At 69.2% G+C, this 23,142-nt stretch carries 20 protein-coding genes and 1 tRNA gene; 12 read left to right on the top strand and 9 right to left on the bottom strand.

From position 1 onward, the window contains the following. The first annotated feature begins 271 nt into the window (after positions 1 to 271). The 5 genes from KGS77_RS18065 (at position 272) to KGS77_RS18045 (ending at position 7,662) form a co-directional block, all read left to right on the top strand. On the top strand, positions 272 to 2,566 hold the full coding sequence (locus KGS77_RS18065; RefSeq protein ID WP_242583085.1) for a (Fe-S)-binding protein: 2,295 nt from the start codon (positions 272 to 274) through the stop codon (positions 2,564 to 2,566). A 288-nt stretch (positions 2,567 to 2,854) separates the two neighbouring features. Beyond that, positions 2,855 to 3,514, top strand: a complete 660-nt coding sequence (locus KGS77_RS18060; RefSeq protein ID WP_242583082.1) for a CatB-related O-acetyltransferase — start codon at positions 2,855 to 2,857, stop codon at positions 3,512 to 3,514. A 203-nt stretch (positions 3,515 to 3,717) separates the two neighbouring features. Continuing rightward, on the top strand, positions 3,718 to 4,488 hold the full coding sequence (locus KGS77_RS18055; RefSeq protein ID WP_242583080.1) for a sensor domain-containing protein: 771 nt from the start codon (positions 3,718 to 3,720) through the stop codon (positions 4,486 to 4,488). Positions 4,489 to 5,020: 532 nt separating this feature from the next. Then, positions 5,021 to 6,019 carry an AraC family transcriptional regulator gene (locus KGS77_RS18050; protein WP_242583077.1) on the top strand — a complete coding sequence of 333 codons (999 nt, stop codon included), beginning with the start codon at positions 5,021 to 5,023 and terminating at the stop codon, positions 6,017 to 6,019. A gap of 590 nt (positions 6,020 to 6,609) precedes the next feature. Continuing rightward, positions 6,610 to 7,662: a Yip1 family protein gene (locus tag KGS77_RS18045; RefSeq protein WP_242587537.1), complete on the top strand. Its 1,053-nt coding sequence runs from the start codon at positions 6,610 to 6,612 to the stop codon at positions 7,660 to 7,662. Positions 7,663 to 7,839: 177 nt separating this feature from the next. Here the strand turns inward: KGS77_RS18045 and KGS77_RS18040 are convergent, their stop codons facing one another. The 7 genes from KGS77_RS18040 to KGS77_RS18010 form a co-directional block, all read right to left on the bottom strand. Next, a complete protein-coding gene (locus KGS77_RS18040; RefSeq protein ID WP_242583074.1) occupies positions 7,840 to 9,405 on the bottom strand; it encodes a ricin-type beta-trefoil lectin domain protein in 1,566 nt (521 codons plus the stop codon). Between the two features lie 218 nt (positions 9,406 to 9,623). After that, positions 9,624 to 10,973 (bottom strand): hypothetical protein, encoded by a 1,350-nt coding sequence (locus KGS77_RS18035; protein WP_242583071.1) that lies wholly within the window; start codon positions 10,971 to 10,973, stop codon positions 9,624 to 9,626. Between the two features lie 53 nt (positions 10,974 to 11,026). Continuing rightward, on the bottom strand, positions 11,027 to 12,121 hold the full coding sequence (locus KGS77_RS18030; RefSeq protein ID WP_242583068.1) for a WXG100 family type VII secretion target: 1,095 nt from the start codon (positions 12,119 to 12,121) through the stop codon (positions 11,027 to 11,029). After that, a complete protein-coding gene (locus KGS77_RS18025) occupies positions 12,118 to 12,447 on the bottom strand; it encodes a hypothetical protein (RefSeq protein ID WP_242583065.1) in 330 nt (109 codons plus the stop codon). Before KGS77_RS18025 ends, KGS77_RS18030 begins: the two co-directional genes overlap by 4 nt. A 235-nt stretch (positions 12,448 to 12,682) precedes the next feature. Continuing rightward, entirely contained in the window at positions 12,683 to 13,180 is a 498-nt protein-coding gene (locus KGS77_RS18020; protein ID WP_242583063.1) for a phosphoribosyltransferase, read from the bottom strand. A 149-nt stretch (positions 13,181 to 13,329) separates the two neighbouring features. After that, positions 13,330 to 13,905 (bottom strand): dCTP deaminase, encoded by a 576-nt coding sequence (gene dcd / locus KGS77_RS18015; RefSeq protein WP_242583061.1) that lies wholly within the window; start codon positions 13,903 to 13,905, stop codon positions 13,330 to 13,332. A gap of 149 nt (positions 13,906 to 14,054) precedes the next feature. Then, on the bottom strand, positions 14,055 to 14,213 hold the full coding sequence (locus KGS77_RS18010; protein WP_242583059.1) for a hypothetical protein: 159 nt from the start codon (positions 14,211 to 14,213) through the stop codon (positions 14,055 to 14,057). Positions 14,214 to 14,422: 209 nt separating this feature from the next. Here KGS77_RS18010 and KGS77_RS18005 point away from each other — a divergent pair. Next, positions 14,423 to 14,496: transfer RNA gene (locus tag KGS77_RS18005), tRNA-Gly, on the top strand. Positions 14,497 to 15,114: 618 nt separating this feature from the next. Here KGS77_RS18005 and KGS77_RS18000 read toward each other — a convergent pair. After that, positions 15,115 to 15,546, bottom strand: coding sequence for a DUF6344 domain-containing protein (locus KGS77_RS18000; RefSeq protein WP_242583057.1), 432 nt, complete (start codon positions 15,544 to 15,546; stop codon positions 15,115 to 15,117). Between the two features lie 257 nt (positions 15,547 to 15,803). Between KGS77_RS18000 and KGS77_RS17995 the strand changes: the two genes are divergently transcribed. The 5 genes from KGS77_RS17995 to KGS77_RS17975 all read left to right on the top strand — a co-directional run bounded on the left by KGS77_RS17995 (position 15,804) and on the right by KGS77_RS17975 (position 21,671). Continuing rightward, positions 15,804 to 16,730 carry an ABC transporter ATP-binding protein gene (locus KGS77_RS17995; RefSeq protein ID WP_242583054.1) on the top strand — a complete coding sequence of 309 codons (927 nt, stop codon included), beginning with the start codon at positions 15,804 to 15,806 and terminating at the stop codon, positions 16,728 to 16,730. A gap of 40 nt (positions 16,731 to 16,770) precedes the next feature. Beyond that, positions 16,771 to 17,559, top strand: coding sequence for an ABC transporter permease (locus KGS77_RS17990; protein WP_242587536.1), 789 nt, complete (start codon positions 16,771 to 16,773; stop codon positions 17,557 to 17,559). A gap of 263 nt (positions 17,560 to 17,822) precedes the next feature. Continuing rightward, positions 17,823 to 19,232, top strand: coding sequence for a sensor histidine kinase (locus KGS77_RS17985; protein WP_242587535.1), 1,410 nt, complete (start codon positions 17,823 to 17,825; stop codon positions 19,230 to 19,232). Beyond that, complete coding sequence (locus tag KGS77_RS17980) at positions 19,225 to 19,914, top strand: response regulator transcription factor (protein WP_277994237.1); 690 nt, start codon at positions 19,225 to 19,227, stop codon at positions 19,912 to 19,914. The genes KGS77_RS17985 and KGS77_RS17980 overlap by 8 nt, the downstream gene beginning before the upstream one ends. 359 nt (positions 19,915 to 20,273) lie before the next feature. Continuing rightward, the gene (locus tag KGS77_RS17975) at positions 20,274 to 21,671 is read left to right on the top strand and encodes an alkaline phosphatase (protein ID WP_242583052.1); all 1,398 of its coding nucleotides are present in this window, start codon (positions 20,274 to 20,276) and stop codon (positions 21,669 to 21,671) included. A gap of 347 nt (positions 21,672 to 22,018) precedes the next feature. On the opposite strand, the gene KGS77_RS17970 is transcribed toward KGS77_RS17975, so the two are convergent. After that, complete coding sequence (locus KGS77_RS17970) at positions 22,019 to 22,294, bottom strand: hypothetical protein (protein WP_242583049.1); 276 nt, start codon at positions 22,292 to 22,294, stop codon at positions 22,019 to 22,021. A gap of 323 nt (positions 22,295 to 22,617) precedes the next feature. Here KGS77_RS17970 and KGS77_RS17965 point away from each other — a divergent pair, with 323 nt between their 5' ends. After that, on the top strand, positions 22,618 to 23,073 hold the full coding sequence (locus KGS77_RS17965) for a TerB family tellurite resistance protein (protein ID WP_242583046.1): 456 nt from the start codon (positions 22,618 to 22,620) through the stop codon (positions 23,071 to 23,073). The last annotated feature ends 69 nt before the right edge of the window (positions 23,074 to 23,142 follow it).

Genomic DNA, 23,142 nt, shown 5'->3' with positions numbered 1-23,142 from the left:
GATCTGGCTCAAGGGTGCAGCACGGATCCCAGCCTGTCAACAGACCTGAGTCAGGGCCGCTCAGCTTTTATACGGGCCCTACATGCAAGCGGGACGCGACGCGTACGGAGAGGGTTGCCTTCGCGACACAGATCACCGGCCGGGCGGCTTCATGGCGCCCGCAATACTGGGTAACCTCAGCGGCAGACCTGAAAAGTTACTGCTTAGTAATCCCTTCAGAACTCTTCTCTTCCCCGAAATCTCCCGCACTCGCAGGCCCGAGGAGCCACCCATGCAACTCGCCGCGATCATCGTGTCGCTGGTCCTCATCGTGGTGGGCGTCGCACTGTTCGGCCGTGCCATCGCACAGATCTACCGCTTCGTGCGGCTCGGCCAGCCCGTACCCGCCGGCTCGCGGACCGACGACCCCAAGCAGCGCACCATCACCGTGGCCAAGGAGTTCCTGGGCCACACCAGGATGAACAAGTGGGGCGTCGTCGGCGTGGCGCACTGGTTCGTGGCGGTGGGCTTCTTCTCCCTGCTGCTGACGATCGTCAACGCCATCGGCCAGCTCTTCAAGGCCGACTGGCTCATCCCGGTGATCGGCGACTGGCTGCCGTGGGAGATCTTCACCGAGTTCATCGGCCTGATGACCACGCTCGGCATCATCACCCTGATCGTCGTCCGGCAGCTCAGCAAGCCGGGCAAGCCCGGCCGCAAGTCCCGCTTCGCGGGTTCCAACTTCGGCCAGGCGTACTTCGTCGAGGCCGTCATCCTCATCGTCGGCGTGTGCATCCTGACGCTGCGCGCGCTGGAGGGCGCCCAGCACGGCGTGGACAGCTACGAGGTCGGCTTCTTCGCCTCGTACCCGCTGATCGCCGCCTTCAAGGGCCTGAGCCTCGGCACCCTGCAGAACCTGACCTACCTCTTCGCGATGATCAAGATCGCGACGTCCTTCATCTGGATGATCACCGTCGCGCTGAAGACGGACATGGGTGTCGCCTGGCACCGCTTCCTGGCCTTCCCCAACATCTGGTTCAAGCGCGAGGCGGACGGAGACGTGGCGCTCGGCGCGCTCCCGCCGATGACCAGCGCGGGCAAGCCGATCGACTTCGAGGACCCGGGCGAGGACGACCAGTTCGGCGTCTCCCAGATCGAGCACTTCTCCTGGAAGGGCATCCTCGACTTCTCCACCTGCACCGAGTGCGGACGCTGCCAGTCGCAGTGCCCGGCCTGGAACACCGGCAAGCCGCTGTCCCCCAAGCTGCTGATCATGGCGCTGCGCGACCACGCGTACGCCAAGGCGCCGTACCTCCTCGCGGGCGGCGGCAAGGACGCCGAGGGCAACGAGAAGGCCACCGCCGAGCAGTTGGCCGAGGTGCCCGCCAAGGCGCTGGCCGAGGCCGAGCGCCCCCTGGTCGGCACCCTCGAAGAGAACGGCGTCATCGACCCCGACGTCCTGTGGTCCTGCACCACCTGCGGCGCGTGCGTGGAGCAGTGCCCGGTGGACATCGAGCACGTCGACCACATCGTCGACATGCGCCGCTACCAGGTGATGATCGAGTCCAGCTTCCCCAGCGAGGCCGGCACGATGCTCAAGAACCTGGAGAAGAAGGGCAACCCCTGGGGCCTGGCCAAGAAGCAGCGTCTTGCCTGGACCAAGGAGGTCGACTTCGAGGTCCCGGTCGTCGGCAAGGACATCGAGGACCTCACCGAGGTCGACTACCTGTACTGGGTCGGCTGCGCGGGCGCCCTGGAGGACCGGGCCAAGAAGACCACCAAGGCCTTCGCCGAGCTGCTGCACATGGCGGGCGTGAAGTTCGCGATCATGGGCGGCGACGAGGCGTGCACCGGTGACTCGGCCCGCCGCCTGGGCAACGAGTTCCTCTTCCAGCAGCTCGGTCAGCAGAACGTCGAGATGCTGAACATGGCGTTCGGTGAGGACGCGGACGAGGGCGTGACCGTCCCGAAGTCCAAGAAGAAGATCGTCGCGACCTGCCCGCACTGCTTCAACACCATCGCCAACGAGTACCCGCAGCTCGGCGGCGAGTACGAGGTCATCCACCACACGCAGTTGCTCCAGCACCTGGTCGACGAGGGCAAGCTCATCCCCGTCACCCCGGTCGAGGGCCTGATCACGTACCACGACCCCTGCTACCTCGGCCGCCACAACAAGGTCTACACACCGCCGCGCGAGATCATCGCCAAGGTGCCCGGCCTGCGGAACGAGGAGATGCACCGCCACAAGGAGCGCGGCTTCTGCTGCGGCGCCGGCGGCGCCCGTATGTGGATGGAGGAGCGGATCGGCAAGCGCATCAACAACGAGCGCGTGGACGAGGCGCTCTCCCTGAACCCCGACATCGTCTCCACCGCCTGCCCGTTCTGCCTGGTCATGCTGACGGACTCCGTCAACGGGAAGAAGAACGACGGCAAGGCCAAGGAGTCCGTGCAGGTCGTGGACGTGGCCCAGTTGCTGCTGGAGTCGGTCAGGACGCCGGTGGGCGCCGGGGCGACGGACGGTGGTGACGGGGACGGCGGCGGTACGGCGGCCACGGCCGACGCGCCGGAGCCCGAGCCGGTGAAGTAGCTCCGGGTTCCTCCCGGTTCCTCCGGGTTCCTTCTGGTTCCCCTCTGGTCCCCTTGATACGGCGACGGCCGGTCCCGCAGGCGCGGGGCCGGCCGTCGTCATGTCGCGTTTCGTCGCATCCCGTTGCATCCCGTTGCATCCCGTTGCATCCCGTCGCATCCCGTCGCATCCCGTCGCATCCCGGAGTCGGGTGGCCCCAGGGCCGTCCGGGAAACCACGAGCGGTGCCGGGGGATGTTTGTGATCATGGAGCGGCCGTGCTGCGACACGTAAGGAGACCGGTCCACCGATGCCCGCCGTTCCCGCCGACCCGACCGCGCTGCACCCCATGCCCGGACAGCCCCGGGTGGTACTGCTCAAACCCCTGGTCACCTCGCCACTGATCGAGGTCGGGGAGTACTCCTACTACGACGACCCGGACGACCCGACGGCGTTCGAAACCCGGAACGTGCTGTATCACTACGGGCCGGAGAAGCTGGTCATCGGCAAGTTCTGCGCGCTGGGCGAAGGCACGCGGTTCATCATGAACGGCGCCAACCACCGGATGGACGGGCCTTCGACCTTCCCCTTCCCCATCATGGGCGGCTCGTGGGCCGACCATTTCGACCTCATCACCGACCTGCCGGGACGGGGTGACACCGTCGTCGGCAACGACGTCTGGTTCGGCTACGGGTCGACGGTGATGCCGGGGGTCCGCATCGGCCACGGCGCGGTCATCGCCTCGGGCTCCGTCGTGGTCGACGACGTTCCCGACTACGGCGTGGTCGGGGGCAACCCGGCCCGGCTCATCCGCCGCCGTTTCGACGACGCGGACGTGGCGCGCCTGCTCGCTCTGGCCTGGTGGGACTGGCCCGCCGAACACATCACCGCACACATCCGCACGATCATGTCCGGCAGCGTGGACGCACTGGAGGCCGTGGCTCCGGGCGCTCCGGGGGCTCTCGGATAGAGGTACGCCCGACGGGACCGGGCCCCATCAGGAGAGACGGGGGCATCGGGGGTGACGGGGATATCAGGGACGTCGGGGGTACGCGTCAGGGAAAACAGGGGGGACAACCCTACTGTTGGCGACGCCCGGAACCCGCACAATGATCTGTGCGGGGCGAGCACGGAATCAGCCGTTCCGACGAGACGATCACGGGGAGCGGCACGATGACGGAACACACCGCGGGCACCACGGCGCTGCGTACGGCGGCGCGTACGGGGCGCGAGGCTCCCACCTGGCGGCCGGGCCTCGGCGGGCGGCTGCTCGCCCCCTGGCGCGGCCTGGCACTGCTGGGGCTCGGGGTGGCCGCGGCGGTGCTGTCCTGGCTGCTGATCACCGCGATGGTGCTGCTGGTCGTATGGGTCGGCTTCGCTCTCGTACCGGCCCTGTCGCGCGGCCTCCACGCCCTGGCCGGCCGGCAACTCGCCCTCGGCCGACGCTGGTCCGGCATAGCCGACGGCCGGTCGGACACCGGAGGCCGTGGTCTCATCGATGAATACGAGGCCGGGCACCAGGACGGATACGGGTACGGGTACGGGCACCGAAACGGCTACGAGAACGACGCACGCGTCGCGGGGGCGGCCGAGGGCCGGCCCACCGCCTTCTCCCGCGTGCTGGGCCTGCTCAAGCGCCCGTCGACCTGGCGGGAACTGGCCTGGGCACAGGTCGCCGTGACGGCCGGCGGGCTGCTGGCCCTGCTGCCCTTCGCGATGCTGGCGCACGGCCTGTTCGGCATCGTGCTGCCGTTCATCTGGCAGACGGTCGTCTCCGCCTGGGACGGAAGCTGGTACCTGTTCCTGCCCCTGACGAGCCAGGTCTCGGCCGACTGGGCAGCCGGGCTCGGCATACTGGAGATCCTCCTGGCCCTGTGGACCGGCCCCCACATCCTGCGCGCACAGGCCCGCCTCTCGCGCTCCCTGATACGCACGGCCCACTGAGCGGGCCGGGCCGATGCCCTGAACGGGGGCATCAGCACCTGACGGCACTGACGAAACGATCCCCGCGTGCGCGGGGACCACACGGCAAGAACGTCGACTTCCCAGTCAGGCTGGGGACCACCCCCGCGCACGCGGGGACCACAGGAGCTGACCTGGGCTAACGGTTGGCGAGAGGGGCGTTTTTGCTTACTTCTTGGGAACTCGGCATAACGCTCACTCCGGGCATGCCCTAATCATCCCATCAAGGTAATCACTGCGGGCGGCAGTCAGCAGGCAAGCCCGGTGTGCTGGGCGGGTTGGTACGGCTCGCTGTTCCCGGGGCCGGCACCGGGGCGGGCCCGGCCTGGGCGTGGGGGCGTTGGTGGCGCTTCTTCGGGGGGCCGGATCCGGAGTCGGGGCGGGCACTTGATGAGGTATGCACCGTTCGTCGTGGCGGGTGCCTATCCTGTTATCGGGGGTTCGTTCGAAGTGGCTGCGTCTGCGCATGCCTGGAAGCCCCGTCTTCATGGGATGGGAAAGGAGCTTCCTGCAGATGCCCGCGCGCCCGGCACCGGCGCCGGTCTCGCTGCCCTTGTCCTTCCGGACCGCGGACCTCGAAGAGGCCCGTACGGTGATCAGCGAGACGTACTACGCCAATTCCCTCGACCAGCTCGACCCAGGGGACGCCCTCGACGCGCGCTTCGACATCGTCCGGCTGGGTCCGCTGACCCTCGGGGAGTGCAGCTTCGGTACGGAACTGCGGGCGCGCTTCGGCGAGCTGGGCTCGTACCACGTGGACGTGCTGCTGACCGGGCACATGTCCTGGCGGCAGGGCCGCCACGTCCCCGGCCCGGCCACCGCCACGTCCTCCCGGGCCGCCGTCTTCCAGCCGGACGGTGACACCACGATCGACCGATGGAGCCGTGACTGCCGGCTGCTGGCGGTGAAGATCGACGCGGCGGCGCTGGAACAGCACCTGGAGCAGTTGCTCGGCCGGCCCATCCGCAGACCGGTCCGCTTCTCCCCCGAGTTCGACGTCTCGCAGGGGCCGGGGCGCAGTTGGACCCGGCTGGTGAAGCTGGCCGTCCATGACATGCGTGACCACCCCGGCCTGCTCGGTCAGCCCCTGGTGGTCAAGCCGCTCCAGGAGACGCTGCTGAACGGCCTGTTGCTGGCGGCCGGCCACCGGCACCGCGACGAACTCATGGCGCCGACCCCGTCGTTACGGCCGGTCGCCGTCAAGCGCGTCGTGGACGCCATCCAGGCGCATCCGGAACACGCCTTCAACACCGCCGAGCTGGCAGCGATCGGTCAGGTCAGCGTGCGCTGGCTCCAGGAGGGCTTCCGCCGGCACGTCGGCATGTCGCCGATGGCCTACCTGCGCGACGTACGGCTGTGCCGCGTACGGGACGATCTGCGGCACTCCGGACCCGGAGAGCTGAGTGTGGGCGAGGCGGCGTACCGCTGGGGCTTTGTACATCTGGGCCGGTTCGCGAGCAGTTACCGGGCCCGCTTCGGCGAGACCCCCTCGCAGACGCTCCACACGCCCTGAGTCCGAGCCGGTGAGCTGGAGGGCTGGAGGGCCCCCGGCTACCGGACGCCGGGAAGCCCGGCGGCCGTTCGACCCCCGGCAGCCGCTCGGCCCGGTGGCCGGGCCCGGAATCATTCCGCCGGGCCGGTCGGAAATTGCCTGATGGCGCGCCGGAACGGGAATCCGCAGCGTGTTCCGGATACCCACTGCGCAGAATGGATCATGTTGATGGCGCATTACATCTACCGTGGACACATCGGGCCACGTCGGCGTGTCCGGTCCCGTCGGTGCCCATCGACGGCAGTTTCCACAGGCCGGCCCCACGGCCCGGTCCGGCTCCCCCGTATTCCGGACCGGCCCGCCCCCCGTGGGGCGTCGGAGAGTCGAGAGACCCGACGCCCCACGGGCGAGGCACCGTACGAGCCGCGCGTCCTCCTCAAGTGCTACCGCCATCCGCCGGAAGACCCACGCCCCGGCCCGAAACCCCTCCGGGTTCCCGCAGAATTCCCTTAAGGGATGTCACAGCTCGGCAGCAATGCCCGGCGGTTCCCCCGGGCCCTGCACCGAGACCCTCCGGACCAGGTACGTTCGATCGCGTGGCTGGATTCAGGATGGGTCGCGGACGGAACTCCCGCTCCGCGCAGCACGGGCAGCAGCAGGGGCAGCAGGCGCCGTACGGACAGCAGGGACCGTACGGGCAGCAGCCCCCGCCTCCGCACGGACAGTGGCAGCAACCGCAGCAGTCGCCGCGGGCCCCGCAGGCGCCGCACTCACCGCAGCCGTACGCGAGCCGGCCGGGGTACGGCGCCCCGCAGCAGGGCGGTCCGCACCAGGGCGGCGCCCAGCACGGCGGCGCCCAGCACGGCGGCCGGCACGGCGAGCCCGAGTACTTCGGTGACGACGGCTACGAGCCCGTGCAGCAGTCCTACGCCCCGTACGCCAACGACAACAACCCCGGTCACACCCGGCAGTTCAGCGTCGGCGAGGTCCCGGACGCCTACGGCCCCGGACCCGGCGGCCAGTACCCCGACCCTTACGGCGACCCGTACGGGAACGGCGGCGACAGCCAGTACGGGGACGGCGGGACCTACCGCGCCGGTCAGGCCGCGGCTGCGCCCGTCGGCCCCCGCCTGCCCTGGAAGCAGTTGCTCGTCGGCATCGTGACCCGTCCCGGGCCGACGTTCATGCAGATGCGCGATCACCCGGTCTGGATTCCGGCCCTGATCGTCAGCCTGGTCTACGGCCTGCTCGCGGTCTTCGGCTTCGACAAGGCCCGCGAGGACGTGCTCAACGCCACCCTCTCCAACAGCATCCCGTGGGTGCTGATCACCGGCATCATGTTCGTCGTCGGCAGTCTGATCCTGGGCGCGGTGACCCACACCCTCGCCCGCCAGCTCGGCGGCGACGGCACCTGGGCCCCGACCATCGGCCTGTCCATGCTGATCATGGCGATCACGGACGCGCCGCGGCTGGTGTTCGCGATGTTCCTGGGCGGCGACAGTACGCTGGTGCAGGTGCTGGGCTGGATCACCTGGCTGGCGTCCGGGTTCCTGTTCACCACCATGGTCAGCAAGTCGCACGACCTGCCGTGGCCCAGGGCGCTGGGTGCCGCGTCCATCCAGCTCGTCGCGCTGCTGGCGCTGCTCAAGCTGGGCACCCTGTAGTCGTCAGCCGGTCCGCCCGGCCGCACACCGCGCCCGTACCCGCGCCCCGTACCCGTACCTGTACGTCCGAAGGGGCCCGCATCCCGGTCAGGATGCGGGCCCCTTCCCGTACGCGCGCCGGTCGTGCGCCGTACGTGTCACACGCACAGAACCCGCGACATCAGACGAACTGCGAGGTCAGACGAACCGCTGCGCCGCCGACCCGTCGCACGCCCGCAGCCGCAGCGCGTCCTTCGGCGCGCCCAGCGTCAGACACAGGCCCTGCGCCGCGGCCGGCCGGATCGTCCCGCTCCCGGCGTCCTTGACGAACTGCTGGTTGGCCGCGCCCGAGCAGTTCCACAGCACCAGCCCGGCCCCCGGCTCGTACTTGCCGCCCGGCACGTCCAGGCAGCGGTCCTGCGTCATCTCCACATGCAGGGAGCGCCGCTCCGGCTCGTACCACCAGCCCTGGTTGCGCTGGCCGTTGCAGTCCCAGCCGCCGACCGCCGTACCGTTGCGGCTGCTCGCGCCCGTCACGTCCACGCAGTCGCCGGTCGCCGCGCCCTTCAGCGGCCGGTAAGCGTCGTCCCAGGCCCCGGGGTACAGCTTGGGCTTTCCGGTGCTGGCCGGGTCGGCGCAGGAGCCCTCCCGCACACCCGCCGCGTAGAGCTGCGTCAGGCAGGAGGCGAAGGCGCCGTGGCCGCTCTTGTTGGGGTGGAAGGACTGGCGTACGGAGTTCTCGTCCGGCGGGAAGGGGTTGGTCAGGTCGACGTACAGGCCGCGCGCCCAGGTGTCCTCCATGCACACCTCATGGCCGTGGAAGAGCCGCGAGGCGTCGAGGTAGGTCACGCCGGTGTCCTTGGCGATCTTGCGCACGCCCTTCTCGAAGACCGGTACGGCCGAGTCACGCGCCCAGGCGGCGTCGGAGGTATAACCCGTGCACCCGCCCGCCAGCTTCCCGGGGAAGTCGGGGTTGTCCTCGACGTCCGGGCCGATCGGGCTCGGGTAGCCCATCACGACGAGTTTGTAGTCGCCGTCCGCGTAGCCCGCGTCACGCATCACGGTCCGCAGGTCGCCGACGGTCTGCTCGACCTTGGGCACCAGGGCGTCGACCCGTGCCTTCCAGCCCGGCTGGTACTTGGGCTCGCACGGCCCCTGGAGGGTGAACCAGCGGGTCACGCAGTCCGTCATCACCGGGCCGAACTGGAGGTCGTCGTTGGCCCCGACACCCAGCAGGATCATCTTCAGCCGGGTGTTGCGCGCCTTGATCGCCAGGCTGTCGCTCTGCACCAGCTCATCGGCGTACTGCTTGCTCCCGCCGATCTTGATGTTTCCGGTGTACGCGCCGGAGCAGGCGACGTTGTACGTCACATCGGCCGCGATGCCCGTACGGTGGATGGCCGAATCGGGCGAACGGTGGCACCAGTTGTCGGGCCCGTTGGTCCCCGGCTCGTACGTCCCCACGCCCTCGCCGGAGATCTCGCTGTCCCCCAACGAGATCAGGGACGTCTTGCGCTGCTCCAAAGGCCGCTCGGCGGTGTCGCCGTACAGCTTCTTCGCCTCGGCCGCCCGGATCCGCTCCAGCTTCGGCGGCAGCGGCTTGCTGCTCGCGGCACCGTCCGCCGTACGCGTACCCGCGCCCGGACCCCCACCCGCATCCGGGCCGGCGGCCGTGGCCGCACCCGCGCTCATACCGACGCCACCGAAAGCCATCACACACGCCGCGACGACGGCCGTCAGCCGCCCTGGTCCCGCGCGCCCCATCGGGCCTCCCTTCCAGACTCCTGCTACCGCACTCCTGCTACCGCTGTTACCGCCGGTTTCTACTCGCAGGTAGAGGCCGGCGGAACAGCCGGGACGGGATTGGCCGAAACCAGCGGCTGGAGGGGGTAGGGCGAAAGAGGTTGGAGCGGCTGATGTGGTGTACGAGACTTACGTGCCGGATGAGCCTTACGTTCGGTTCGCTCCTTGAGCTGTCCCTTTCAGATCGGCCGCACCAACCGGCGCAAATAGTGCGTACGTCTCCTTCGAATCAGCGCCAGTCCGACGACCGGCCCAGCCCCGGCGACCACCAAGCACGCGTTGCGCAGCGTCGCGTTGCCGTATCCGGCGCCCGACACCAGCAGGACCACGGCGAGGAAGGCGACAGCGCAGCCGACTAGGCCCGGTCTGTGCACCTGGGGCTGCCACAGTACGTAGGGCCCTACCGGGCGGATCGCCTGCTGATCGTTGGGGAGGGGTTCGGCGACCGGCTCACCCGCCGGGGTCCCCGGGGGCGTACCGTTGATCGTGTCTCCCCGTACGTACCGGCCGTCGTCCAGGACGAGCAAGGCAGGGACGGAGTACTCGGGTCTGTCTTCCGGCTTGGGGGCCCAGTAGAGACGCCCCTGAACACCGTGAAGGGCCTCGGCGAGTTGTACGGGGTCCAGGCACCGCTCCAGCAGCAGATCGCGGCTCCCGCTCGGCGAGTTCAAACGCAGCGTGGGTCTCAATTCCGGCTTGCCCGGCTTCGAGGCCCTTTCCATACGGCGGTTGAGATAGTCACCCGCGCCCGCGCCCGCGCCCACGACCCGGACCCGGAGCATTCGGGCCTCACCGTCGCCGGGCACATCGTCCCAGGGAAGTGAGGCGGCACGTTTACGGAAGGCGAATACGGCGCAGCCCAAAGGCAAGATGCTCCAAAGGCCCAGCATCACTAAATCCCGCGGACCGGCGGGCCCACCGAGAAGCGAGCGCAGTTGGCCGCGAGTGTCCAGAATGATCCCTGCGGCGAGGTGGTCAGGAGCGTACAAGCCCGGGAACCGGCTACCTGGGTGCGGCCGGGTGGAGGATTCCACGACGCTCCTGAGTCGTGGCATTCCTTTCCCGGGCCGGCTGGGGGCCGCGTCACCGTCCCCGACCGGCACCATGACCGTGACCGCGGACTCGTAGTAGCTGTAACCCTTGCCCTGCTTGAAGTACGAGTGGTGAACCTGAGCGACCGTCACATCCGATATACGCGGGCCGTGCGCAAGGATCGCGGCCACCTGGGGCGAGCTCCCTGTTGACGACAGGTACAGCATGACGATCGGCAGGGGCAGCATCAACAGGACGAGGAGAACAAACGGAAAGCGTCTGCCGGGCCACCAGAGAATCCCCCGCTCCCCCGGTATGGGCCAAGCAGAAGCCCGCGTCGCCCGACCGGCGAACACCGTCCGCCTGCTCCTCGTACGTCCGCTCGCTTTTCGCCACCACGCCAGCACCGCGACGGCGGAAACCGCCAGGCACCCGAGCAAATCCCAGCGTGGATACGGCGCGATCTTCCGAACCAGCAGGCAGACCATGAAGGCCACGGCACCACCCCAGGCCACAGCAGTAGCCAGGGCGGTGCCGGCGTCGCGCTCCCTCACCCGAACACGTCCCTCACCGATCCCTTCTTCGGTGCCTGTGCCGCACTGGCGCCGGTGTCCTCACTTTTCTTGTCGTCCGAGTCCTTGCCGACAATGACATCGTGCAGTGGCGCGCCGATGGCCCCGGTACCGCCGTAGACGGCTCCCTGAGCCGGCCCTTCCACCGAGAAGTGCGGGCCCTCCTGCCCGGGTGGCAGGTGCTTGTTCGCACCGTGTACGGCTCCGCCTCCCAGCCCGCCACCGACCACGTTGACCGCTGCGTCCCAGAGCACGTTTTTCCCGCTGACATCGTTCGACGAATCGTTGTCGAGATTCTTCGTCCCGTCGACGGCGAGCCCGCCGACCGTACTCCCAACGGAGCCGCCCACTATGTCACCGACCAGCGGCCGGGTCTTGGCCAGCCCCCGGGAGAAAATGAGCCCGGGCCCGGTACCGGCGACCGCGGAGAGCCCGCCCTGCCAGGTCGCGTCGAACAGGTTGGTCTCCTGCCCGGTCAGCGCGTTGGTGATAACGGTGCCGCCGGTGTTGCTGGCCCAGTTGACCAGAACGTTCTTCAGGAAGCGGTGCTCCTTCGCCAGCCGGGAGATGGTTTTGAAAGCGTGGCCGACCTTCTGCAGGATGGTGCCGAGCGTTTTGGCGAGTTTGGCGGCCCGGGCGGCGAGCTGGGCGGCTCGGGCGGCCCCCGCAGCCGCCGAGAAGCCCATGGTGAGAAACGACAGTCCCACCGAAATGCCGATGGATATTCCGATCTCCAGGTAGATCTGGTGGATCTCGTCGTTGATCTCCTCGATGGCATCCGCCGCCTCGTCGAGGCTCTTTGCCGCCTGCGGCAATTGCGGCAGGGTTTTGTCCATCCCCGCCTTGAGGTCTTTCCAGTGTTTCGCGAAGGCGTCGGCCGCCGGTCCCCGCCATCCGGAATCCAGGGTCCGCCGCACTTCGCCGTCCAGGCCCTGGAACATGCTCTGGAGGTTGTCGTGGAGGTCCCGCCACCCCTTGGCCGCCGCGCGGAGGGTGTCCGGGTCACCGCCGGGGTTGATGATCTCCAGGCCGGCCTCGTAGACCTGCTCGGCCACGGACTCGTCTCCGCTCATGCGTGACGTCCCTGGTCGAAGCCGCTCGACAGGGATTCGTCCGTCGCCGTGGCGTTCTGCTGGACCTGGCGGATCCCCTGGCTCATTTGGTCGAGGTGGCGTCGCAGTTCGTTCAGCGTCTGCGTCATGTCCGTGGACAGCTCGATGTACGCGGAGGTGACCTCTTCGGATTCGGTCAGGACGCCGAATCCGTCATGAATGACCTCGGAGCCGGTCTTCCCCTGGAATTCCTTGATATAGCTCTCCAGGTCCGCCCCATAGCTCTCGAAGCTCTTCGAGAGCTTCCCGAGAGCCGCCGCATCAACTAACGACTCGTTTTTGGACATGAGTCCCCCTTGCTGTTCCCGTCCCTGAGCAGCCGACGGCACGACGCGGAACGGCACGACCGTGCCGTTCGGCCTCCGAGTTTATGAAGGAGTGATCACCGGAAAAGCGGCCGGAAGTTTTCTTGTCGCGTCCTTACCGGATTCTTGATGCCGAAAATACGCGTAAAAGAAACACAAAAGACGGACGCCCCCGATTCCGACAAGGAACCGGGGGCGTCCGTACTGCGGCCGGGGCCTACGCGTCGAGGACCTGGCCCTCACGCCGCACGACCGGCGGCTCCACGCTCCACGGGAAGTTGATCCAGTCGTCCGTGCGCTTCCACACGTACTCGCACTTCACCAGGCTGTGCGACTTCTCATAGATGACGGCCGAGCGCACGTCGGCGACCGCGTCGAGGCAGAAGTCGTGCACGAGCTTGAGGGTCTTGCCCGTGTCGGCGACGTCGTCCGCGATCAGGACCTTCTTGTTCGAGAAGTCGATCGCGTTCGGGACGGGCGCCAGCATGACGGGCATTTCGAGCGTCTCGCCCACCCCCGTATAAAACTCCACGTTCACCAGGTGGATGTTCTTGCAGTCCAGCGCGTACGCCAGCCCGCCGGCCACGAACACGCCGCCGCGCGCGATCGACAGCACGACGTCGGGCTCGTACCCGTCGTCGGCGACCATCTGCGCCAGCTCGCGAATCGCGCCGCCGAAGCGCTCGTACGTCAGATTTTCCCGCACGTCACTCACGTATCTCTGTCTCTCTCAGCTATCTCTCGACATCCCCGAGCCTGCGCCGACGCCCACGCTCCGTCCGCGCCCGCACCGACGCCGGTGTCCGCGCCCACGCCCCGAGCCCTGCACCCCGAGCCTGCACTGCGCCCCGGGCTTCCGCGCGCTCAGACCTGCGTACGGTGGAAGTTCATGTACGACCGCGAGGGCGTCGGCCCGCGCTGGCCCTGGTACCGGGAGCCGTACTGCGCGGAGCCGTACGGGTGCTCGGCCGGCGAGGTCAGCCGGAACATGCACAACTGCCCGATCTTCATCCCCGGCCACAGCTTGATCGGCAGCGTGGCGACATTGCTCAGCTCCAGGGTCACATGCCCGCTGAAGCCCGGATCGATGAACCCGGCGGTCGAGTGCGTCAGCAGACCCAGCCGGCCCAGCGAGCTCTTGCCCTCCAGGCGCGAGGCGATGTCGTCGGGCAGCGTGATGACCTCGTACGTCGAGGCCAGCACGAACTCGCCGGGGTGGAGGATGAACGCCTCGTCCCCCTCCGGGACTACCTCACGGGTCAGGTCGGGCTGCTCGACCGCGGGGTCGATGTGGGGGTACCGGTGGTTCTCGAACACCCGGAAAAAGCGGTCGAGGCGCACATCGATACTCGACGGCTGAACCATCGACTCGTCATAGGGATCGATGCGGACCCGTCCCGCGTCGATCTCGGTCCGGATGTCCTTGTCTGAGAGAAGCACGGGTCGAGGATACGCGCCCGAGCCGTTCCGCCACGCACGAAGAGGGCCCGGCCCCCGCCGGGGAACCGGACCCTCTCCACGTCTTCCGCTTACTTACCGCTCACCACGTACGGCCGTCGATCCCGCCCCGGCCGTACGTTCCGGCTTCCCTACCGCTTCTCGTACTCCACCGGTACCGCGTGCCGCAGCCGCGCACAGCGCGGGCAGCGCAGCAGCCGGCCGGGGCCGAGCCGGTCCGTGGTCTGCATCGGGAACGAAGCGGTGCTGAACACGTGCCCTTCGGCACAACGGACGACGGTGCGCTCCATCAAGTCCCTCTCCCAACTGCGTGGACGACAAAAGCCACATTAGGGGATGAACTGGGCGCCTCCGTACGCGGCACTCCGACGCCCCACCGTACGCCCAACTCCCGCCCACCGCGCACCCGTCCCACCCTCACCGGCTTACCGCTATTCACCCAAGGAGGGACATGGGGTAGAGTGTCCGACGACGCTCCGCCAACAGGCGGCCGTGTCGCGCGGGCGTAGTTTAATGGTAGAACATGAGCTTCCCAAGCTCAGAGCGCGAGTTCGATTCTCGTCGCCCGCTCCACTACAAAGGCCCAGGTCAGAGACCTGGGTCTTTTTGCTTGCGTCCGGGGCCCTCAGAGTGGCCAGTCGGAGGAGAAAGCCGGACCGGCGGATTGCGCGCCGCCTGCCTGCCTGGCGGTGGCGCCACTTTCACTTCAGGCGTCCGGCACTCCGGGTACCCGGGATATTCGGGGTATCCGGTCATTGGCACCGATGCGCCATCCCCTTGGCCTGTTCGACCATCAGCCGGTCCTGTAGCGCGCGTACGAGCTGGGCCTTATCGCCGATCACGGTTTCCACCGTATCGGTCGTGATCTGCACCACGCGCTCCTAGGAGGGCATCGCCTTCATCTCTTCGTCCCTGGCGCCCAGCCGTTTCCATTGTTCCGGATGCTTACACGCCGGTTCACGGCGCCTGGGCCGCAAAGACGCGGCAGGGTCGCAGGGCGCGCTCGGCACGTACGGTGCGCAGGGTGGTAAGGCGCGTACGGCACGCGCGGCAGGTACCCGTGTAGAGCGCGAGAGTTCTGTGTCGGCTGCGGACTGCTGATAAAGCGCGTTGCGTGGTGGGGAGTTGGAGCTCGTGGGAGAGAGCGGGGAATCGCTGAGGGGTTCTTGATGCGGTGGCGAGTGCCGTTGCTCAGGACGGACAGAGGGCCGATTCGCCGTGCAGCGCGGCGACCGTGGGGAAGGAGCGGGGCGACTCGGAGGTGAGGAGGGAACGGGTGGCGGGAGCCGCGTTGTGGGCTTCGGCCTGGATGCGCTGCTTCATGGTCGGCGGCAGGGAGCGTGCAGCGGGTCCTGCAGGAGTGGCGCAGCGGGGGTGAGGGAGGAGGCAGGCAGCTCCGGAGTCCGGTGGTACGGGACGGGAAGCCGAGCCGGCGGCAGGTGCCGCGCCGGGGGCAGGGGCCGGGCCGGCAGTGGAGGCCGAGGAGGGGGCGGCTGGAGTAGGGGTGGCTGGAGTGGGGGCGAGGGCGGAGGCAGGTGCCTTGAAACCCAGGTAGGCGAGGACCTTGAGAAAGGCGGCGAGGAGGGCGGACCAGAATCCGGCGGTCGCGGCGGTGGTCGTCATGGGGTGCTCCTTTCGCGATGTTCTGGTTCGGTGAACGGTTTGTATGGTTTGCGGCGCTTTCTCATGATGTGTATAGGGGGTCGGAATGGCGGGAGATATGACCGCGCGTCGATGAGGTCGGGGGGAAATTCGCTCGGACGGCGCAGCGCGGGCTGAAAAGGGGCCGCTGGCCTGTCCCACCATCAACCGATCGGCCGATGGAAGGACAGGCGCATCGGGCGATGTGGCCGGGTGCGGTCCGGGCGGATGCTCGTTGCATGCCGATCATCGAAGTCAGCGGGCTACGCAAGGAGTACGGGGGCAGGGCCGTCGTGGACGGCGTTTCCTTCGGTGTCGAAGAGGGGGAGATCTTCGGTGTACTGGGGCCGAACGGCGCGGGAAAGACAACCACCGTGGAGTGCGTCGAGGGGCTGCGGACCCCGGACGCGGGTGTCGTACGGGTGGGCGGGCTGGATCCGGTCGCCGATCACGAGCGGGTGACACAGATCCTCGGCGTGCAGTTGCAGGAAAGCGAGTTGCAGGAGAAACTCACCGTCCGCGAAGCACTGGAGCTGTACGCCGCGTTCTACGCGCGGCCCGCCGACTGGCGCATACTCGTCGAACGGCTCAATCTCACCGACCGGCTCGACGCCCGCTTCGGGAAGCTCTCCGGCGGACAGAAGCAGCGGCTGTTCATCGCGCTCGCGCTCATCGGCGGTCCCCGGATCGTGGTCCTGGACGAGCTGACCACCGGCCTGGACCCGCGGGCCCGCCGTGACACCTGGGAACTCATCGAGGACATACGGGCGTCCGGGGTGACCGTTCTGCTCGTCACGCACTTCATGGAGGAAGCGCAGCGGCTGTGCGACCGCGTCGCGGTGATCGACCGCGGGCGGATCGCCGCGCTGGACGCGCCCGCGGCGCTCATCACCGGGGCCGCACGTTCGACCGTCATCTCCTTCATCCCCTCGGAGCCGCTGAGCAAGGAGGAACTGGCGGCACTGCCGGGGCCGGCGTCCGTGGCGTGCGAGCGGGTGCCGGGCGGCGAGGCGGCCGGTGGGCGGGTGGTCATCACCGGGACCGACGAGACCGTCAACGCGGTGATATCGCTGCTGGCGCGGCGCCGGATCACCGCACGGCAGTTGCGGGTGACCGACGCGACCTTGGACGACGCGTTCCTCGATCTGACCGCTCAGGAGGCGTGAGATGGCGGAGAGTGCCATGGATGAGAGGGCCGTGAAGGTCATGACGAAGAACGGACCCGGCGCGGGGCCGGTGCGGGGCCCCGGGCGGGTCTCACCCTTCGCGGCCGTACTCAAGGCGGAGGCGCGGCTGTTCGCCCGGGAGCCGGGCGGGGTGTTCTGGGTCCTGGTCTTCCCGGCGCTGCTGCTGACGATCCTCGGGCTGATCCCGTCCTTCCGGGAGCCTGACCCGGCCAACGGCGGTCTCCGCGTGATCGACCTGTACGTCGCCGTGGCCGTGCTCGTCGCCGTGATCATCACGGGCCTCCAGGTCATGCCGGGCACCCTGGCCGGTTACCGGGAGCGCGGCGTACTGCGTCGGATGTCCACCACGCCCGTACGGCCCGCGGTCCTGCTCACCGCGCAGATAGTGCTGCACAGCGCCGTCTGCCTGGGCTCCGTCGTCCTCGCCCTGGCCGTCGGCCGGCTCGGCTTCGCCGTACGGCTGCCGGAGCAGCCCGTCGGATTCGCCGTGACACTGCTGCTCACGATGCTCGGGGCGCTCGCGTTCGGCTGTGTGATCTGTGCGCTGTCCCGTACGGTCAAGGCCGCCGGGGCCATCGGTTCGGCGGCCTTCTTCCCGATGATGTTCACCTCGGGGCTGTGGCTGCCGGTCCAGTCCATGCCGGAGATACTCCAGCGCATCGTGCAGTACACGCCCTTTGGAGCCGCGTCCCAGGCCATGGCGCAGGCCACCGGCGGGCACTGGCCCGACTGGTCGCACCTGGGCGTCCTCGCGCTGTGGACCGCGCTGCTGATCGGCGCCGCCGCACGGTGGTTCCGGTGGGAGTAGTGGGCACGGGCGAGCCCAGGGTGTAGCAGGGCTGGGGAGGCGGTAGAGAGGAGTGGGGGCGGGGAGGCGGGAGAGAGGAGAGGGGGCGGGGCCTCGTAGGGGAACGATGCCGGGACAGGACAGGACAGGACAGGACAGGGTTGGGCTGAGCTGGACAGGGCGGGGCTGGGCGGGGCTGGGCCACGGTGGACACAGGCCGGTCGTAGACGAGCGGGGGCGGCAGGGTGGAGGGGTACGGCGGAGCGGTCGAGGACGGCGGCCGGATGGTGACGGCGGGTCAGGGAAGCGGGTATCGGTGCTTCCAGCGGTGGGGCGGGCTCGTTCTGCTGACGATGGCCACGGTCATAGCAGCCCGCTCGGCCGACCAGTTGATGAGCCGGGGCCAGATGTACGCGGCCGGTGCGCTGGTGACGGCCGCGTACGCACTCCATGTGTGGTGGCGGGTGGTCGGGTGGGAGCCCGTCGACGGTGAGCAGGCGTTCGCCGGGCAGCTCCGGGTCTCCGAGCGGGAATACCTCCTCGGGCAGGTCTATTACGTCCTGCGGTTCGGCGTCGCCTTCGCGCTCTGCTGGCTCAACCCGTACTTCGGCGTCTACGCGGCCATCGGTTACGTCGACACCGTCCAGTTCCTCTCCCGGCGCGCCGCGCGCCTGGGCCTGCTCGGCAGCGCCGCGACCCTGGCGGGCGCGGCGAGCGGCGGGCTGCCGCCGCGCGGTGCGACGGGGTGGTTCGCCTTTCTCGCGCTGTTCACGGTCAACTCCGGGCTCGTGCTCTTCTTTCAGCATGTCACCGGCCAGGAGGCCGAGCACGCCGCCGCCAGGGCCGCCACCATCCAGGAACTGGAACGCACCAACGCCCGGCTGGAGCAGGCGATGGCGGAAAATGCCGGACTACAGGCCCAACTCCTCGCGCAGGCCCGGGAGGCGGGGATCAACGACGAGCGGCAACGGCTCGCCGCGGAGATCCACGACACCCTCGCGCAAGGGCTCACCGGCATCATCACCCAGCTCCAGGCCGCCACCGAGCAGGCCGACCCGGCCGTCGCCCGGGAGCACGCCCTGCGCGCGGCGGAGCTGGCCCGGCACAGCCTGGGCGAGGCCCGCCGCTCGGTGCAGGACCTGGGGCCGGGCGCCCTGGAGCACGACGCGCTGCCGGCCGCGCTGGAGAAGACCGTGGTGGAGTGGTCGGCGGCCCAGGACGTACGGGCCGCGTTCACCGTCACCGGTGAGCCCGAGCCGCTGCACGAAGAGGTCGAGGCGACGCTGCTGCGGATCGCGCAGGAGGCACTGGCCAACGTGGGCCGGCACGCCGGCGCGTCACGGGTGGGTGTCACGCTCTCGTACATGGAAGAGGAAGTGACGTTGGACGTACGGGACGACGGGCGCGGTTTTGACCCGGCAGCACCCCCACCGCGTCGGCGGGCGGCCGGCCTTGAGGCCGGTTGCCTTGGAGCCGGCGGTGTTGGGGCCGGTGGCCTGGGGAGCGGCGGGGTCGGGGCCGGTGGTTTCGGGTCCGGTGGTTCGGGGGCTGGGGGATTGAGGGGCGGCGGTTTCGGGATCGGGGGGATGCGGGCGCGCGCTGAGCGGATCGCCGGGACGGTGGACGTCGAGTCCGGGCCGGGGCAGGGGACGGCGGTCTGTGCCCGGGTACCGTTGTTGGTGCGCCATGGCTGAGTACGAGCCTGCCGGCCAGGGCCCAGTCGATCAGCCCGGTCCGCCCGACCCACCCGGTCCGCCCGTCACCGTTCTCATAGTCGATGACCATCCCGTCGTACGGGACGGACTGCGCGGGATGTTCGCCTCCTCCCCAGGTTTCGCGGTGCTGGGCGAGGCTGCGGACGGGGTCGAAGGGGTTGCGCTCGCGGTCCGGCTGGATCCCGATGTGGTGCTGATGGACCTGCGGATGCCCGGGGGCGGCGGGGTGGCCGCGATCGGCGAGCTGGCCCGCCGGGCGCCGCGCTGCAAGGTGCTGGTGCTGACGACGTACGACACCGACTCCGACACCCTGCCCGCCATCGAAGCGGGAGCCACCGGCTACCTGCTCAAGGACACCCCACGGGAGGAACTGTTCAACGCCGTCCGCGCGGCGGCCGAGGGCCGTACGGTGCTGTCCCCCGCGGTTGCCTCCCGGCTGGTGTCCCGGGTCAGGTCACCGGGCCGGCAGCCGTTGAGCGGGCGCGAGCGGGAGGTGCTGAGGCTGGTGGCCAAGGGCACGTCCAACCGGGAGATCGCGGCGGTGCTGTTCGTCAGCGAGGCGACCGTGAAGACTCACCTGACGCATATATACGGCAAGTTGGGGGTCAAGGACCGAGCGGAGGCGGTCGCCGTGGCGTACGAGCGCGGCATTCTCGGGTAGGCCGGGCAGGCGGGGAAGCCGGCGTGCGGAGAAGGCGGCGTGCGGAGAAGGCGGCCGGTGCGCGGGGAGGGAAGCCGTGCGGGCAGGGGACCGGGCCCGGGTCGCAGTCGCGGTCGGCTTCGGGTGACAGACGTGGCCGGGTCCCGGGTCGCAGCCACGGCCGGGTTCGGGTAGGAGTCGCGGCCGGGTTCGGGGGGCAGGTGTGGGTGGGTTCGGTGTGGGGGGTTGTTTGTTCTTGCCTTGGGGGGCGCTCGTTCCTCAGGAGCGGTTTGTTGTCCGCTCGTCCGTCACCTCTGGTTCACCCCCGCCTGGTGAGCTTCGCGGCGTCGGCACCCGGCCGTACGAAAGAGGAGTTCCCCATGCGAAGAGTGCGCCTGTCCCGCCGCCACGTCATAGCCTGCGCCACCGTGGTGCTCGCCACGGCCGTGGCCGTGCCCGCCGGAGCCTCCGCGTTCGGCACGCAGGAGCAGGTGGAGCACGCGGTCAAGGGCGGCCCGGCCAAGAACGTCATCCTGCTGATCGGTGACGGCATGGGCGACTCGGAGATCACCCTCGCGCGGGACTACACCGTGGGTGCCGCGGGCCGGCTGAACATGGACAGGCTCCCGATGACCGGCGCGTACACGACGTACTCGGTCGATGAGAAGGGCAAGCCGGACTACGTCACCGACTCGGCGGCCAGCGGCAGCGGCTGGGCCACCGGCCACAAGACGGTCAACGGCCGGATCTCCAAGACGCCGGGTACCAACAAGGCGCTGCCGACGATCCTTGAGCTGGCCCAGAAGAACGGTTACGCCACCGGATCCGTCACCACCGCCGAACTCACCGACGCCACCCCGGCCGTGCTCGCCTCGCACGCCACCGACCGTAGCTGCCAGGGCCCGGCCGACATGGCCAAGTGCGCCGTGGACACGATCGGCAAGGGCGGACCGGGTTCGATCGCCGAGCAGAGCGTCAACCACAAGGTGGACGTACTGCTGGGCGGCGGCAAGCAGCGCTTCGACCAGAAGATCACCGAGGGCCGGTACAAGGGCATGACGGTGCTCCAGCAGGCAAGCAAGCTCGGCTACCAGGTCGTCACGGACGCCAAGGGCCTGAAGGGCGTCAAGAGCGTCAAGGGCGGCAAACCGGTGCTGGGGCTCTTCGCGCCGGGCAACGTGCCGGTGGAGTGGACCGGGAAGCCGGCCGCAGTCGGCGGCACCGACCCGCAGCGCTGCACCACCTCCAACTCCAAGCGGCCCGCCGGCACCCCGGCGCTGGACGAGCAGGCCAAGAAGGCGATCGCGCTGCTGGAGGACAAGCAGCGGGCGCGGTCCTCCAAGGGCCACGGCGGCAAGGGCTCGGACAAGGGCTTCTTCCTCCAGATCGAGGGCGCCTCGATCGACAAGCAGGACCACGCGGCCGACCCCTGCGGGCAGATCGGTGAGACCGCGGCGTTCGACCGTGCGGTGAAGGTGGCCCGCGACTACGCCGCCAAGCACCCGGACACGCTGGTGGTCACCACCGCCGACCACGGCCACTCCAGCCAGATCGTGCCGCTGGAGGCCAACCCGCCCGGCCTGTCCTCCACGCTCGTCACCAACGAGGGCAGCCGGCTGAAGGTCAACTACTCGACCAACACGCCTGGTCAGTCGCAGGAGCACACGGGTACCGAGGTGCGGATCGCGGCTCAGGGGCCGCAGGCGTTCCGCGTGCTGGGGGTCACCGACCAGACGGACCTCTTCAGGACGATCCGTACGGCGCTGCGGCTGCGCTGACGGCCCGGTGAGGCCGGTCAGGTGAGGCCGGTCAGGTAAGCCGGTAAGGGGGCGGGAAGGCAGGGGGAGCACGGGGTGCGGGCCGGGCCGAGCCGGGGGGCTGGGGGCTGGGGGGCCGGACCGCACCGGACGGGGGAACAGGCGAGGGACGGCGTACTGCCGTCCCTCGCCTGCTGTGTTCGCGTCGGGTTCATAAGCCCATAACCCACATGAACCGCTGGGCCCATCAACCCCTGGCCCGTAGGTCCGTAGGCGTGATGGAGAAGGCAGGTGACGTCCCGTCGTACTCCCGCTGCGGCGGGGCGCCACCCGGCACCCGGCCGTATCCGCGCCGCTCACCCACCCGGTCAGCCGGAGTTGTCCGGGTGCGCGTGTCCGGTGTCCGGGTCGCTGGGGGTACGCCGCGGCCGGACGGGTCCGGGCCGGCCGTGCTCGCGCATCGTGTCGACCGTCAGATACAGGACGGTGCCACTGCCGTCGGAGTGCGCCGGACAGCCGAGCGCGTCCTCGCCTGCGAAGCGGCGGCGCAGCGCCTCGGCGACCTGCCGGGCCACCTCGGAGGTGGCGGCGACGATACGGATCTCGGCCAGTCCGGACGAGGGCAGCGGACGGGCGAAGGTCACCGCCGTTCACTCCCTGTACGGACGCGGCAGGCTGTTGCGGTCATGTCGCGGCCCTGCCCCGGGCACGGATCGCCCGGTGTCGTCGTTTTCCGGAGACGAGGCCGGCCTGGTCGCCGGCGCACGGGAGCGCCTCCGTCGGTTTCACCTTACTCGCCGCGCACCGGCCCGGTGCCCCGTCGCACCGACCCGGTTCCGGCGGTCCGCCGGCCCCGTACCGCGCGGAGAAGACGGTTTGGCAGGAGGGGCGATTACGAGGAAGTTCTACAAGCCTGTAGATTTTGCTTCTGCATTACTCGCACTGCGGGAACGACAAGGAGATCCACATGGCTCTGTGGGACCGGATCAAGGATTCCGCCCAGACGATGCAGTCGCAGCTCATCGCGAAGAAGAACGACCTCAAGAGCGGCGCCTTCCGGGACGCGAGCATGGCGATGTGCGCCCTGGTGGCCGCCGCCGACGGCTCCGTGGACCCCTCCGAGCGCCAGCGCGTGGCCCAGCTCATCGCCACCAACGAGGTGCTCCAGAACTTCCCCGCGGACGATCTGCGGCGCCGCTTCGACGCGTACCTGGACAAGCTGACCGCCGACTTCGACTTCGGCAAGGTCAGCGTGATGCAGGACATCGGCAAGGTGAAGAAGAAGCCGGTCGAGGCGCGTGCCGTCATCCAGATCGGCATCGTCATCGGCGGCGCCGACGGGGACTTCGACAAGACCGAGCAGGCCGTCGTCCGCGAGGTCTGCTACGCGCTGGACATCACGCCGGCCGAGTTCGACCTGTGAGAGGGGGCGGAACCGGCCGCTGAGCGGTAGCCGGCGGCCGGCGGCCCCTGTAAGGGGAGGGCACGCCAA

It is taken from the genome of Streptomyces sp. MST-110588 (genome assembly GCF_022695595.1).
Lineage (GTDB): Bacteria > Actinomycetota > Actinomycetes > Streptomycetales > Streptomycetaceae > Streptomyces.
The sequence above is the reverse complement of the archived record's forward strand: the minus strand, read 5'-3'. Positions and strand labels throughout refer to the sequence as shown.

Coding starts and splice junctions, on each gene's coding strand:
- KGS77_RS18065 (WP_242583085.1), top strand. CDS start 272: ATGCAACTCGCCGCGATCATCGTGTCGCTGGTCCTCATCGTGGTGGGC.
- KGS77_RS18060 (WP_242583082.1), top strand. CDS start 2,855: ATGCCCGCCGTTCCCGCCGACCCGACCGCGCTGCACCCCATGCCCGGA.
- KGS77_RS18055 (WP_242583080.1), top strand. CDS start 3,718: ATGACGGAACACACCGCGGGCACCACGGCGCTGCGTACGGCGGCGCGT.
- KGS77_RS18050 (WP_242583077.1), top strand. CDS start 5,021: ATGCCCGCGCGCCCGGCACCGGCGCCGGTCTCGCTGCCCTTGTCCTTC.
- KGS77_RS18045 (WP_242587537.1), top strand. CDS start 6,610: ATGGGTCGCGGACGGAACTCCCGCTCCGCGCAGCACGGGCAGCAGCAG.
- KGS77_RS18040 (WP_242583074.1), bottom strand. CDS start 9,405: ATGGGGCGCGCGGGACCAGGGCGGCTGACGGCCGTCGTCGCGGCGTGT.
- KGS77_RS18030 (WP_242583068.1), bottom strand. CDS start 12,121: ATGAGCGGAGACGAGTCCGTGGCCGAGCAGGTCTACGAGGCCGGCCTG.
- KGS77_RS18025 (WP_242583065.1), bottom strand. CDS start 12,447: ATGTCCAAAAACGAGTCGTTAGTTGATGCGGCGGCTCTCGGGAAGCTC.
- KGS77_RS18010 (WP_242583059.1), bottom strand. CDS start 14,213: ATGGAGCGCACCGTCGTCCGTTGTGCCGAAGGGCACGTGTTCAGCACC.
- KGS77_RS18000 (WP_242583057.1), bottom strand. CDS start 15,546: ATGACGACCACCGCCGCGACCGCCGGATTCTGGTCCGCCCTCCTCGCC.
- KGS77_RS17995 (WP_242583054.1), top strand. CDS start 15,804: ATGCCGATCATCGAAGTCAGCGGGCTACGCAAGGAGTACGGGGGCAGG.
- KGS77_RS17990 (WP_242587536.1), top strand. CDS start 16,771: ATGACGAAGAACGGACCCGGCGCGGGGCCGGTGCGGGGCCCCGGGCGG.
- KGS77_RS17985 (WP_242587535.1), top strand. CDS start 17,823: ATGGTGACGGCGGGTCAGGGAAGCGGGTATCGGTGCTTCCAGCGGTGG.
- KGS77_RS17980 (WP_277994237.1), top strand. CDS start 19,225: ATGGCTGAGTACGAGCCTGCCGGCCAGGGCCCAGTCGATCAGCCCGGT.
- KGS77_RS17975 (WP_242583052.1), top strand. CDS start 20,274: ATGCGAAGAGTGCGCCTGTCCCGCCGCCACGTCATAGCCTGCGCCACC.
- KGS77_RS17965 (WP_242583046.1), top strand. CDS start 22,618: ATGGCTCTGTGGGACCGGATCAAGGATTCCGCCCAGACGATGCAGTCG.